The sequence below is a fragment of the Flavobacterium salmonis genome (genome assembly GCF_903819435.1).
GTDB lineage: Bacteria > Bacteroidota > Bacteroidia > Flavobacteriales > Flavobacteriaceae > Flavobacterium > Flavobacterium chungangense.
This window is the reverse complement of record NZ_CAIJDP010000074.1, coordinates 91,211-104,385: the sequence shown is the minus strand read 5'-3', so window position 1 is coordinate 104,385 and position 13,175 is coordinate 91,211. Positions and strand designations below refer to the sequence as shown.

Annotated in this window: 10 protein-coding genes; 2 read left to right on the top strand and 8 right to left on the bottom strand. The window is 34.4% G+C overall.

The features are described from left to right. Positions 1 to 3: 3 nt before the first annotated feature. On the bottom strand, positions 4 to 3,000 hold the full coding sequence (locus FLACHUCJ7_RS14930; protein WP_180909438.1) for an amidohydrolase family protein: 2,997 nt from the start codon (positions 2,998 to 3,000) through the stop codon (positions 4 to 6). 138 nt (positions 3,001 to 3,138) lie between these two features. On the opposite strand from FLACHUCJ7_RS14930, the gene FLACHUCJ7_RS14925 reads away from it, so the two are divergent. Next, entirely contained in the window at positions 3,139 to 4,113 is a 975-nt protein-coding gene (locus FLACHUCJ7_RS14925) for a Gfo/Idh/MocA family protein (protein WP_180909437.1), read from the top strand. Positions 4,114 to 4,210: 97 nt separating this feature from the next. Further along, entirely contained in the window at positions 4,211 to 5,746 is a 1,536-nt protein-coding gene (locus FLACHUCJ7_RS14920) for a YifB family Mg chelatase-like AAA ATPase (protein ID WP_031453736.1), read from the top strand. Between the two features lie 87 nt (positions 5,747 to 5,833). On the opposite strand, the gene FLACHUCJ7_RS14915 is transcribed toward FLACHUCJ7_RS14920, so the two are convergent. From FLACHUCJ7_RS14915 to FLACHUCJ7_RS14885, 7 genes are all read right to left on the bottom strand, one after another. After that, positions 5,834 to 7,102 carry an MFS transporter gene (locus FLACHUCJ7_RS14915; protein WP_078227798.1) on the bottom strand — a complete coding sequence of 423 codons (1,269 nt, stop codon included), beginning with the start codon at positions 7,100 to 7,102 and terminating at the stop codon, positions 5,834 to 5,836. Positions 7,103 to 7,346: 244 nt separating this feature from the next. Continuing rightward, the gene (locus tag FLACHUCJ7_RS14910; protein ID WP_078227796.1) at positions 7,347 to 7,937 is read right to left on the bottom strand and encodes a TetR/AcrR family transcriptional regulator; all 591 of its coding nucleotides are present in this window, start codon (positions 7,935 to 7,937) and stop codon (positions 7,347 to 7,349) included. 165 nt (positions 7,938 to 8,102) lie between these two features. Further along, entirely contained in the window at positions 8,103 to 10,325 is a 2,223-nt protein-coding gene (locus FLACHUCJ7_RS14905) for an NADP-dependent isocitrate dehydrogenase (RefSeq protein WP_180909436.1), read from the bottom strand. A 278-nt stretch (positions 10,326 to 10,603) separates the two neighbouring features. Beyond that, on the bottom strand, positions 10,604 to 10,954 hold the full coding sequence (gene rplS / locus FLACHUCJ7_RS14900; protein WP_031453731.1) for a 50S ribosomal protein L19: 351 nt from the start codon (positions 10,952 to 10,954) through the stop codon (positions 10,604 to 10,606). Positions 10,955 to 11,175: 221 nt separating this feature from the next. Beyond that, positions 11,176 to 11,850 carry a tRNA (guanosine(37)-N1)-methyltransferase TrmD gene (gene trmD / locus FLACHUCJ7_RS14895; protein ID WP_078227795.1) on the bottom strand — a complete coding sequence of 225 codons (675 nt, stop codon included), beginning with the start codon at positions 11,848 to 11,850 and terminating at the stop codon, positions 11,176 to 11,178. A gap of 90 nt (positions 11,851 to 11,940) precedes the next feature. Continuing rightward, on the bottom strand, positions 11,941 to 12,603 hold the full coding sequence (locus FLACHUCJ7_RS14890; protein WP_031453729.1) for a thiamine diphosphokinase: 663 nt from the start codon (positions 12,601 to 12,603) through the stop codon (positions 11,941 to 11,943). 121 nt (positions 12,604 to 12,724) lie between these two features. Continuing rightward, the gene (locus FLACHUCJ7_RS14885; RefSeq protein WP_180909435.1) at positions 12,725 to 13,168 is read right to left on the bottom strand and encodes a DinB family protein; all 444 of its coding nucleotides are present in this window, start codon (positions 13,166 to 13,168) and stop codon (positions 12,725 to 12,727) included. Positions 13,169 to 13,175: the final 7 nt, after the last annotated feature.

Sequence of the window (13,175 nt, the reverse complement as noted above, 5' to 3'; positions counted from 1 at the left end):
TCTTTAGTATTGCTCCAAAGTGTCACAGTGATATTCTTTTTTCTCTTTTTTTGTTGGATCCTGCGTACTCATACCTTTATTTTTTTCCTGTAGCATTTGCCCAATCAACTGATTTCTTTCTCTTGTAATGGCCGCTTGCTTCTCAAGATCTTTTTCGATATCGTAATAAACCACCCCTTCGATAATTGTTTTTTCTGCTTTAGCGTAAACAGATAAAGGATTATCGCTCCAAAGCACTAAATCAGCATCTTTGCCAACTTTAATACTTCCTACTTTATCATCAATATGTAATAGTTTTGCAGGATTAAGAGTTACAAATTTCCAGGCTTCTTCTTCAGGAATGTTTCCGTATTTTACAGCTTTTGCAGCTTCCTGATTTAGTCTTCTTGACATTTCTGCATCATCTGAATTATAGGCAACCACTAATCCCGCATTATGCATAATAGGTCCGTTGAAGGGAATAGCATCATTTACTTCAAATTTATAAGCCCACCAGTCTGAGAAAGTTGAAGCCCCGACACCATGTTCTTTCATCTTATCAGCAACTTTATATCCTTCGAGAATGTGGGTAAAAGTATTAACGTTAAAGTTAAATTTATCTGCAACATTCATCAGCATCAATATTTCTGACTCTACATATGAGTGACAGGTTATGAAACGTTTTTTGTTCAGAATTTCAGCTAAGGTCTGTAGCTCCAGATCGACTCTTGGCGCTTTCTCTTTTTTAGAATTCGCATTGAATCTTTTCCAGCTTTCATCATATTCTCTCGCACGTTGAAAATAGTCTGTAAAAACTTGTTCAACTCCCATTCTGGTCTGTGGAAAACGGGTTGGATTGATATTTCCCCAATTGGATTGCTTAACGTTTTCCCCTAACGCAAACTTGATAAATTTAGGCTGGTTCTTATAAAGCATTTCATCAGGAGATTGTCCCCATTTCCATTTTACAATAGCGGAGCGTCCGCCAATCGGATTCGCTGAACCATGTAATAATTGTGATATAGTTACACCTCCTGCTAAATCCCTGTAAATATTAATATCTTCAGAATTTACTACATCTTCGATAGTAACTTCAGCAGTCGAATTATGACCAATTTCATTTACACCTTTTGAAATAGCAATATGAGAATGCTCATCAATAATTCCGCTGGTAAGATGTTTTCCTTTTGCATCAATAATTGTTGCGGAAGCATCCGTAAGATTTTTTCCGATCGAAACAATTTTTCCGTTCTTAATCAAAACATCCGCTTCAGTTAAAATTCCGTCTTTTTCGTTTGTCCAAACGGTTGCATTTTTAAACAATAAAGTTTGTGCAGTTAATTCTTCGGTATTTCCAAAAGCAACATTCGGAAAAGTTGTAGGTATAATTGGATTGGGTTTCTCAGGCTTGACAGTATCTTTTACAGCAACAAAAGGAGAGGTTTTTACAGCTGTCCAATTTACCTGATTGCCATTATACAATTCAGCTTTTCCAGAGAAATTATTAGTATTTTCTACAAATCCTGTTAAACGGCTGAAATTTGATTTTATAGTATCATTTGATTTTATCAAAAGTGAAATCCAGTTTTTTGAAACAGAAAAAGTATTTTTTACTTTTTTAGCATCGCTAGTAATAATTTCAGATTTTGGCGCTTCTGCCGTTCCGTCAATTTTCCATTTTAAAGTTTCATTTCCAATTGTCAGATTGTAGTTGCCACGAATATCTTTTAAATTAACATCGTTAATTACATATTTATTGCCCTGAACCCAGTTTTCGTATAAAATGGTTTTTTCATCAAAAATTTCTCCCGAAGTAATTATAAAATTGGCAAAACTCCCTGTTTTTAAACTTCCAATTTCGTTACTTTTTCCTAAAAGTACTGCAGGAATAGTAGTCAATGCCTCCAAAGCTTTTGTTTTATCAAAGCCATATTTGATTGCTTTTAGAAGATTGGTCCTAAAATCTTCTGTTTTTTTCAATTTATCAGTTGTTAATGCAAATAGAATACCGTTATCAGAAAGCACTTTTAGATTGGTTGGAGCCTGATTCCAAAAACGCATATCTGCCAATTCTATCTGATTGGATAAATAGGGATTCGATACATCATAAGCTTCAGGAAAATTGATCGGAATAATGAATTTTGAATTGGTTTTTTTGATTTCTTCAATTCTTTCAAATTCATTTCCACTCCCTTTTAAAATATAGTTTAAGCCAAATTCTTTTGCAATTTTAGAAGCTCTTAAGCTATTTAATTTGTCTTCTGACGCAAAAATCTGTATCAGTTTTTCGTTTGCATTTAGAGCTTCCAATGATAAATCTTTCGTGTCTGAATTTCCTTTTTTGTACCAGTCCAAATCAAAATACATTTGACGAAGCAAGGCCATAGATCCCATTAAAGAACTAGGATAAGCCTGATTTGTTAAGGCACTTCTGTTAAAAGAAAAGTGATTTGTTATTTTATTCGAAATGATTTGATTTTTGCCGTCTGTATTATTCAAAGCAACCAAAAGACCTGTTCCTTGGGCAACCCCGTCATGTATATGAGTTCCTACAACTCCAAAACCTGCTTTTAAAAGTTCCTCAGCTTTTGGCTGATCGTATTTAAAAGTTTCATATCCGTTTAGTTCTGATAGTATACTCTCATTCCAGTAATGTCCGGTTTTTTTAGTATCATATGACAGTTCTTCTCTTCCCGGAGTTAAATTTCTTCTCGGTTTTTCAATTCCAAAACTAGTATAAATATCAATAAATGAAGGATAAATAGTCTTGCCCTCGAGATTGATTGTAATCGCATTTTTTGGAATTTTTACATTATTTCCTACGGCAATTACTTTACCATCCTGAATAAGGAAAGTTCCTTTTTCAATTTTTTGTGTAGGTGTAACATAAATAGAAGCATTAATAAAAGCTGTATAATTATTGTTTTTATTATGCACACTTTCATTAACAGGAAAGTAATCTTGGGCAAATGTTTTTGTTAAAAATAAACTAAACAAAAGCAGTAATATATTTTTTTTCATGTATAAGGTATAATTTGTTATAAAAATATAAAATATATGTATTCCTACAAGTTTATTTTTTTCTATTTGAACAGAATCTTACCTTTAAAGTAGAAGACTTTTATATCTGACTAAAATTTAAATCATTTTCAAAATAATATGAAAAACAGAAACAAAATAAGATGGGGAATTATTGGCTTAGGAAATATAGCCAATCAGTTTGCAACTGATTTAAAATTAATAGAAGAAGCTGAATTAATTGCTGTAGCCTCGAGAGATATTACGAAAGCAAATGAATTTGCAAAAAATCATGATTGCGATAAGTTTTATGGTTCCTACGATGAACTTTTCTCAGACGATCAGGTGGATATTATTTATATCGCAACTCCTCATAACTCTCATGCCGAATTATCAATTCGGGCAATGCAAAAAGGGAAACACGTTTTATGCGAAAAGCCTTTATCGTTATCCTATCATGACGCTGTTCTAATGATTGAAGCTTCAAAAAAATACAATAAATTTTTTATGGAAGCTTTTTGGACTCGATTTATTCCATCAATTCGGGAACTGCTGTCAAAAGTAGAAAGTGGTAAAATTGGATCGGTTAAATATCTTAAGGCTGATTTTGCTTATTATAACAGTGAGTTAGGAGTCCGACTGACAGAGAAAAAATTAGGCGGCGGAGCTCTTTATGACATTGGCGTTTATCCATTATTCCTTTCCTATGTTATACTCGGAATTCCAGAAGAAATTTTAGCAAAATCAACTTATCATACAACTGGAGTCGATTTACAGACTACTATGATTTTACAATATCAGTCTGCTCAGTCAGTTTTACACGCCGGTTTAGTTTCTGCTTCTGATATGAAAGCTACCATTAGCGGTACTCAAGGAAGAATTGACATTGATTCTCCATGGTTCATGACAGAAGGATACTCCATTATTGAAAATGAAGAGGAAGAAAAATTCAGAATTTCAAATATTGGAAAAGGGTATGCACATGAAGCAATTGAATGTCATGTCTGCATTAAAAACAATCAAATTGAAAGTAAACTTTGGTCGCATCAAAATAGTTTAGATTTAAGCAGCATCGTTGAAGAAGTAAAAAATCAGATTGGCTTACAATTTGAATAAATTTAAAACAAAAATTTTTAATTGTAATACTTTAATTATTAAAATATTTGTTTATTTGCTGAAGTAAATAAATATTTACAAATTAAGATATTAAAGTATGCTGATTAAAGTTTTTGGAAGCGCTGTTTTTGGAGTCGAAGCTACTACCATAACAGTAGAAGTGAATATAGATAAAGGAATTGGTTACCACTTAGTAGGTTTACCTGATAATGCCATAAAAGAAAGTAGTTATCGTATAGCTGCAGCTCTTAAAAATAACGGATATAACCTGCCAGGCAAAAAAATAACCATAAATATGGCTCCTGCTGACTTGCGTAAGGAAGGCTCTGCTTATGATTTGACTCTTGCAATTGGAATTTTAATAGCTTCAGAACAGATAAAAGCACCTGAAATTGACCGCTACATTATTATGGGAGAACTTTCATTGGATGGAGGTTTACAATCCATAAATGGGGCGCTCTCCATTGCTATTAAAGCTAAAGAAGAAGGCTATAAAGGATTTTTTCTTCCAAAACAAAATGTGAAAGAAGCGGCGATAGTTGCCGGACTAGATGTTTACGGAGTTGAAAATGTTCAGGAAGTCATTGATTTCTTTGAAGGAAAAGGAACTTTAGAACCCACAATTATTGATACCCGTGCAGAATTTCATAAGACCTTAGATTTTCCTGAGTTTGATTTTTCTGATGTTCGCGGACAGGAAAGTATAAAACGCTGTATGGAAATTGCTGCGGCCGGAGGACATAACATCATTTTGATTGGTCCACCCGGTGCAGGAAAAACAATGTTAGCAAAGCGTTTACCTAGTATTTTACCTCCAATGACCTTAAGAGAAGCGTTAGAAACTACAAAGATTCATAGTGTTGCAGGTAAATTAAAAGAAGTTGGGTTAATGAATCAAAGACCATTTCGAAGTCCTCATCATACTATTTCTAATGTTGCCCTTGTAGGCGGTGGAAGCTATCCACAGCCCGGAGAAATCTCAATGGCACATAACGGAGTTTTATTTTTAGATGAATTGCCGGAATTTAAAAGAGATGTTTTAGAGGTGATGCGTCAGCCTTTGGAAGACAGAGAAGTTACGATTTCAAGAGCTAAATTTACAGTTACCTACCCTTCCTCTTTTATGCTGGTGGCAAGTATGAATCCGAGTCCGAGCGGTTTTTTTAACGACCCGTCAATGCCAAATACTTCCTCTCCACATGAAATGCAACGGTATATGAGTAAAATTTCAGGTCCTTTGCTAGACCGAATTGATATTCATATTGAAGTTACACCCGTACCGTTCGAAAAATTATCCGATGACAAAAAAGCAGAAAGTAGTGTTTCCATTAGGGAAAGAGTTACGGCAGCACGTGAATTACAGTCCATCCGATTTGAAAAAATGGCTAACATTCATTATAATGCACAGATGAGCAGTAAATTAATTCGGGAGTATTGCGCTCTTGACACACAATCAAAAGAGTTATTGAAGACTGCCATGGAACGTTTGAATCTTTCAGCACGAGCTTATGACCGGATTTTGAAAGTTGCCAGAACCATTGCAGATTTAGATACTGCCCCTCAAATAGTCTCATCGCACATTGCTGAAGCAATTCAATATCGAAGTTTGGACCGTGATGGCTGGCTGGGATAGACAATACAATTTCAATTATAAAAAAGACAGTCTAAAAATAGCTGTCTTTTTTATAAACAATTAAATGTTAAGCGGTTTTATTAAAACTTAAACTTCATGAATCACAGGAAAATTTTCTGCATTTTCTTGTGCGTTCTTTTTAATCAGTTTACTCACACGAAACATAAGCAGTATGGATAAAATCGAAATTCCGATAATGATGAAACCTAAAGTGTCATAATGTTCCAGTGGGCTTAATTTATCTTTTTGAACAACAATCATTCCTGCGAAGACTGCCGCAATTCCTCCTGCTATTTGTTGTAAAGAAGAATTGATACTCATAAAAGCACCTCTGTCTTCTACAACAGGTATCGCAGTAACCAAAGCCGTTGAAGGTATCATACGACTCATTACTCCACCCATCATCAATACATTAAAAATAGCTACTAACCAAAGTGGTGTAACACTAAGATTGGTATAAAGAGCAACAGTAACGATTGTCCAGATAGATGCGAAGGCAAATATTTTGAATTTGTCTATACTGTCACTTAATTTTCCTATAATAGGCATAATTACTAATGTAGATAATCCGGCAATCATGAATAAAATAGGTAACTCATATTGTGTAATATGCAAATTATTGATGGCAAAAGCACTACCAAAAGGCATTAGCATAAAACCACCAACAGAGAGTAAGGCAGTAGCAGTAAATCCGATTCTATAGTTCTTTTTGGTAAGGGTATGAATTAAATGCGTAAAAGCTGATTTATCTTTTTGAATCAAAAGATGTTTATTTATTGGCTGTAATTTAATTCCAATCAGAGTTACCACGATTGCTGCCATACCTGCAACCCATAAAAACGGAGCATGCCAGCCCCATTCATTAGCAAGATATAATCCAATTGGGATTCCTAAAATTTGACTTGCCCCAAAACCCATCTGTATAAAACCCATAACACGTCCACGTTGTTGAAGCGTAAATAAATCTGCAACAATTGCCATAGAGATTGAACCAATAACACCTCCAAATAAACCCGTAACGATTCTGGCTGCTACAAGCAAAGCATAAGAAGTGACAATTCCACATAGAATTGTGCCTACAATAAAACCAATATAAAAGAATAGCAATAATTTTTTTCGGTCGAATTTATCCGCAAAACCTGCTGTAAGAAGTCCGGAAATTCCTGCACTGAAAGCATAAGCAGAAACCACTAAGCCAAAACGTGCAGGTTTTATATCCAGATCTTTCATAAGTATATCTCCTAACGGTGACATTACCATAAAATCGAGAATTACTGTAAACTGAGTAATTGCCAGTATAAAAACTGCAAATTTTTGATAACTGGTAAAAGGCACTGACTGGTTTTGTTCTTTCATTTTTAGTTTAGTCTAATGGTCTACAATTGAAATTATGTCTGTTAACAATATTGATTATTTGTTCTTCTGATAATGTTTCACTTACAACTCGTAAAACGCAATCAATATCTTCCTGATCTATATTCCATTGATGAATTTCAGAATTTTCATTGAGTGTACAACTTATTAGTTGTTTGTCATTAACCGTTCTAATATTGGTTGCAAATACTAATATGTTTTGTATATTTTCCATATTTGGAGATTATTAAGGTGTCAGTGCTTTTATTACTAATTCAAATGCTTCATCCATTTTTTCTTCTGTGAGTTTAAAAGGTGTATCTCCAAAACTTTTCCCTTCATTTTCAAAACGAAGTAAAGCATATAGAGGACCATAAGCCACACTCCAGAATACTTCAATAGAAATCGGCAGCAGTTCCTTTCTTTCTAATGCATTTTCAATAAAACTCCACATTGTTTTTTTAAAATTCGCAAGGCTTTCTTCTAAAATATCATCCCGATAACTAGAATGGCTTAAAGCTTCCCAACAAGCAACTTTTAAAGGATTTTTTAAAGCAAAACGCGCCCTGTTTTCCCACTGTTTACGCAGACCTTCCTTAAAAGACATGGTTGAGGAGAAATCTTTTACCATTTCACTAAAAAAGGTTTGTCCAATTTCTGTCCCAATTTTCTTTATCAAATCTTCTTTATCCGAATAGTAAATGTATAATGTCGCTACAGAAACACCGCTTTCTTTTGCCAATCGATTCATCCCAAAGCCTTCAATGCCATATTTTACGAGCATTTCAATAGCTTTTTGTTTTACAGCATCTTCTTTATTTGGATCTCTTGTTCGCATTTTTCTGTTTTAATAAGCACAAATATATTAAATATAAATGAATGTTCGCTTATTTATATATATATTTTAAAGCAGATAAACTTATTTAATTCAAAGTAGACATAAAAAAAGACAACCATTTCTGATTGTCTTTTCTTGTATAAAAATAAAAATTGCTCTTTTAAATTATGCAATTTTAGCGATAATAGCATTAAAAGTTTCGCTTGGACGCATTGCCTTACTCACTAATTCAGGAGTTGGCTGATAGTAACCGCCAATATCCTGAGGTTTTCCCTGAGCACCAATTAATTCTGCATCGATTTTAGCTTCGTCAGCTTCAAATTCAGCAGCAATTGGAGTAAAGATCGATTTTAATTCAGCATCTTTTGTCTGAGCAGCCAAAGCCTGAGCCCAGTAGAATGCTAAATAGAAGTGAGATCCACGGTTGTCAATCTGACCTACTTTACGAGCTGGAGATTTATCATTTGCCAGGAATTTATCATTAGCCTGATCTAAAGTTTCAGATAAAACGATAGCTTTAGAATTATCTAAAGTTTGTCCTAAGTGTTCTAATGAAGCCCCAAGAGCTAAAAACTCTCCAAGTGAATCCCAACGTAAGTATCCTTCTTCTGTAAATTGCTCAACGTGTTTAGGAGCAGATCCTCCGGCACCGGTTTCAAACAATCCTCCACCATTCATTAAAGGAACGATAGACAACATTTTTGCAGAAGTACCTAATTCTAAAATTGGAAATAAATCTGTTAAGTAATCACGTAAAACATTTCCAGTTACAGAAATTGTATCTAAACCTTTGATGATTCTGTCTAATGTAAATTCAGTTGCAGCAATCGGGTTTAAAATACGGATATCTAAGTTTGTCGTATCGTAATCTTTTAAATATTTTTCAACTTTAACGATCAGTTCTCTGTCATGCGCTCTGTTTTCGTCTAACCAGAAAACGGCAGGAGTATCAGATAAACGAGCTCTGTTTACGGCTAGTTTAACCCAGTCTTGGATAGGAGCATCTTTTGCCTGACACATTCTAAAGATATCATTTGTTTCAACGTTTTGCTCCATTAAAACATTTCCTTTATTATCTACAACACGAACAACTCCATCTGCAGCAATTTGGAAAGTTTTGTCGTGAGAACCATATTCTTCAGCTTTTTGCGCCATTAAACCTACGTTAGGAACACTTCCCATCGTTTTTGGATCAAAAGCCCCGTGTTTTTTACAGAAATCAATTGTAGCTGTATAAACTCCTGCATAACAACGGTCCGGGATAACAGCGATTGTGTCTTGTGCTTTTCCTTCTTTGTTCCACATTTGTCCAGATGTACGAATCATTGCCGGCATAGAAGCATCAACAATTACGTCTGACGGAACATGTAAGTTTGTAATTCCTTTATCAGAATTAACCATTGCCAAAGCTGGTCCGTTTTCAATTGCCTGATTAATTGCAGTTTCAACTTCAGCTTGTTCAGGTCTTCCTGCAATTTTTGCATAGATATCACCTAAACCATTTCTGGTATCAACGTTTAATTCAGCGAATAAAGATTCATATTTTTTAAAAAGATCCGCAAAATAAACTTCAACGATAGCGCCAAAGATAATTGGATCTGAAACTTTCATCATTGTAGCTTTTAAGTGTACAGAAAGCAAAACACCTTCTTTTTTAGCTTCAGCAATAGCTTCAGTAGCAAAAGCTTTTAATTTATTTACACTTAAAACAGAGCTGTCAATTATTTCACCTGCTTTTAGCGGAGTGCTTGCTTTAAGAACAGTAGTTGTACCATCTTTTGAAACGAATTCAATTTTTACATCATTAGCTTCAGCAACAGTAAGAGATTTTTCACTTCCGTAAAAATCACCGCCTGTCATGGAAGCAACTTTAGTTTTTGAGTCAGCAGACCATGCCCCCATTGAATGTGGATTTGCCTTTGCAAAGTTTTTAACTGCTCTTGGAGCTCTACGATCAGAGTTTCCTTCACGCAAAACCGGGTTTACAGCAGAACCCAATACTTTAGCATATTTTGCTTTAACTTCCTTTTCAGCATCATTTTGAGGATCTTCCGGAAAATTTGGCACATTATATCCATGAGACTGCAATTCTGCAATAGCCGCTTTTAATTGCGGAACAGATGCAGAAACGTTTGGCAATTTGATAATGTTAGCCTCAGGCTGAGTCGCCAATTGACCAAGTTCAGCTAAAGCATCTCCTGTTTTTTGAGCATCTGTTAATGATTCAGGAAAATTAGATAAAATTCTACCTGCCAGCGAAATATCTCTAGTTTCAATAGCAATACCAGCAGTAGCAGTAAAAGCCTGAACAATAGGCAGTAAAGAATAAGTCGCTAACAATGGCGCCTCATCAGTTAAGGTGTAAAAAATTTTTGAATTCTGTGTCATTTTTTTTTTTTTTATAATCGTATTGCCGGAATCAGCAATTTTCAAGGTATAGTCGGCTCAAAATGAGCGGAGCAAATATAGTAAAAACAGTGCGAAAACGGTTTAGTTTTCCAGAGAAATCCTGAAATTAACAGATTGCCATTTCGAAGTCTTTAAATTATTAAATCAATGATTTTTGCTGCAAAAAATTATAGTTTTTATATTTAAAAAATAAGTTCCAAAAAAAAACTCGTTTCAACTTACTTGAAACGAGTTTTTTATAACAAATAGATAAATGATTATCTTCTTTTATCTCTAATCTTAGCTTTTTTACCAGTAAGTTCTCTGAAGTAGAAAATTCTAGCTCTACGTACAGCACCTTTCTTGTTGATTTCAATTTTTTGCAAAGCTGGCAAGTTTACCGGGAAGATACGCTCTACACCAACAGCACCAGACATTTTACGAATAGTAAAAGTTTCTGTGTTACCAGAACCTCTTCTTTGAATAACAACTCCTTTAAAAAACTGAGTTCTTGTTTTTTCACCCTCTTTAATTTCGTAGAAAACTGTGATAGTATCTCCAGCTCCAAAAACAGGGAAATCTTTTCTAGCAACGAATTCGTCCTGAACGAATTTTAATAAATCTGCCATGATAATTTAAATTATTGTTTTTATATTAGAACAACATTCACGGATCTCGCCAGAGGTTGGTCTAATTCGGGTGCAAATGTAGAAAATAATTATGAATTATAAATTGTAAATTGTAAATTATTTTTTAAGCCATAAAATTGAAAGCCATAAAGTCTTATTGATCTAAAAATGAAGATGCTATATTGTCTATTTTATGACTTTCGACTTTAAAAACTTTAAGACTATTCTAATAAATCCGGGCGTCTGTTTTTTGTATGTTCGTACGCCATATCCTCACGCCATTTGTCAATTTTGGCAAAATGTCCACTGGTTAAAACATCAGGAACTTTCCATCCTTTATAATCTGCAGGCCTTGTATATATAGGTCCTGAAAGTAAATTATCCTGAAAACTGTCTGTTAATGCTGAAGTTTCATCACTTAAAACACCAGGAATCAATCTGATCAAAGCATCGGATAAAACCAAGGCTCCCAATTCTCCCCCTGATAAAACATAGTCACCAATTGAAATTTCTTTGGTTATAAAGTGATCCCGAACACGTTGGTCAACGCCTTTATAATGCCCGCATAGAATAATAATATTTTCATACATCGACATTGTATTAGCCATTTTCTGGTTCAAAGTTTCACCGTCAGGCGACATATAGATAATTTCATCATATTCACGCTCACTTTTCAAATGCGTGATACAGGCGTCAATGGGCTGAACAGTCATTACCATTCCGGCTCCTCCTCCAAAAGGATAATCATCTACGCTTTTCTGTTTATTGGTTGTATAGTCACGTAAATTATGAAAATAAACTTCAACCAGACCTTTGTCTATGGCACGTTTCATAATCGAAGCCTCAAAAGGGCTCTTTAATAATTCCGGCAAAATCGTAATAATATCAATTCGCATTTTATTTTTTCAATAGTTCTAAGTGGCAAAGATACAAAGTAAATAGATTCATCAAATTCAAACGACAATGTCAATTTCAAAATTCAATGACTAATCCATGCATTCCATCAGCAATAAATCACCGTTTTTGTGGGTAATCGTAACAATCCCGTCTTTTGCAACTGAATTGCTGCTTCCTGTTCTATACCCCATTGTCAGAGTGTCATTTTGTAGCGAATACTCTAAATTAGTTGAATAAATACCGCTCACAACACCAATAGGAATCAAGGAAATTGGTGTTTTTTCTGTGTACCATTTTTCAAATTTATTTGGCAATAGAAATATTTTAGAATGATCGTCCAGAATTACAATTTTAAGCAAATCACGGTAACGAACAATATTGGTTAGGTTTGTAATGGTATGATCTGCACGTTTTCCGGTAGCCCAGACCACATTTACAGCCGGGATTTTTCTATCGATCAGGTAATCAAAAGCTTTCTCTAAATCGGTCTTGTTTTGGTCAGGTGTATGAACAATTTCTATTGGAAATTGTGAAGTTTTGTAGATTTCAGGATCAAAACCACGATCGAAATCTCCCAAAAGCACATCTACTTTTATACCTAAATCTACAACACGTTCAATGGCCGAATCGAGTACAATAACGAGCGGGGACCATTCGAGCAGTTGCCCTAATAATTCAGCATTGCAAGCAGCTCCGTTGGCGATAATTAATGCGGGTTCCTGATCGTCGCGAACAATATGATGTGATGACATGCTGGATTATTATTTTTGAATGAAATGCAAATGTACAAAAGAAAGAGATTTTTGAATGTTGATTAACAATTTTAGATTCTGATTTTTGAGAATGTAATTTTAAGTTTTATAATCTGTAGTCTTAAATAATTAACCGTCGATGATAATTAATTTGTCCTAAATGATAGGCTAAATGTGTAGAAAGGTGTACCAAAAAGAAACCAGTTGTCATTTCTTTCTCGAAAACAATTTGCGTATAAATACTTTCTAAATCGGCTTCGGTTACGGAATCAAGAGCATTATTTACAACCAAGATAGTCTGGTCAATTTTACTGATCAATTCTTCTTTTGAAACATTTTTTAAGGAAAATTCCAACGGGCGATCTCTAACATAACCTGTTTTTCCCAGTTCGGCTCCTATGTAAGTATTTAGATTTCCAATTAAATGCAGGCAAAGATTCCCTGCAGAATTAGAAATATTTTTATCGATTAGCCAAAGCTGACTATCGGTTTCATATAATTCAATTTCGGCTTTTAATTTATTGAGATCACGATTAAAAAGTAATCTTAGCACTTCTATCAGCATAACTTTA

Bases quoted from the DNA above. Each gene is read 5' to 3' on its own strand.
- FLACHUCJ7_RS14930 (WP_180909438.1), bottom strand. From the start codon at position 3,000: ATGAAAAAAAATATATTACTGCTTTTGTTTAGTTTATTTTTAACAAAA.
- rplS (WP_031453731.1), bottom strand. From the start codon at position 10,954: ATGGCAGATTTATTAAAATTCGTTCAGGACGAATTCGTTGCTAGAAAA.
- FLACHUCJ7_RS14920 (WP_031453736.1), top strand. From the start codon at position 4,211: ATGCTGATTAAAGTTTTTGGAAGCGCTGTTTTTGGAGTCGAAGCTACT.
- FLACHUCJ7_RS14905 (WP_180909436.1), bottom strand. From the start codon at position 10,325: ATGACACAGAATTCAAAAATTTTTTACACCTTAACTGATGAGGCGCCA.
- FLACHUCJ7_RS14915 (WP_078227798.1), bottom strand. From the start codon at position 7,102: ATGAAAGAACAAAACCAGTCAGTGCCTTTTACCAGTTATCAAAAATTT.
- trmD (WP_078227795.1), bottom strand. From the start codon at position 11,850: ATGCGAATTGATATTATTACGATTTTGCCGGAATTATTAAAGAGCCCT.
- FLACHUCJ7_RS14925 (WP_180909437.1), top strand. From the start codon at position 3,139: ATGAAAAACAGAAACAAAATAAGATGGGGAATTATTGGCTTAGGAAAT.
- FLACHUCJ7_RS14910 (WP_078227796.1), bottom strand. From the start codon at position 7,937: ATGCGAACAAGAGATCCAAATAAAGAAGATGCTGTAAAACAAAAAGCT.
- FLACHUCJ7_RS14890 (WP_031453729.1), bottom strand. From the start codon at position 12,603: ATGTCATCACATCATATTGTTCGCGACGATCAGGAACCCGCATTAATT.
- FLACHUCJ7_RS14885 (WP_180909435.1), bottom strand. From the start codon at position 13,168: ATGCTGATAGAAGTGCTAAGATTACTTTTTAATCGTGATCTCAATAAA.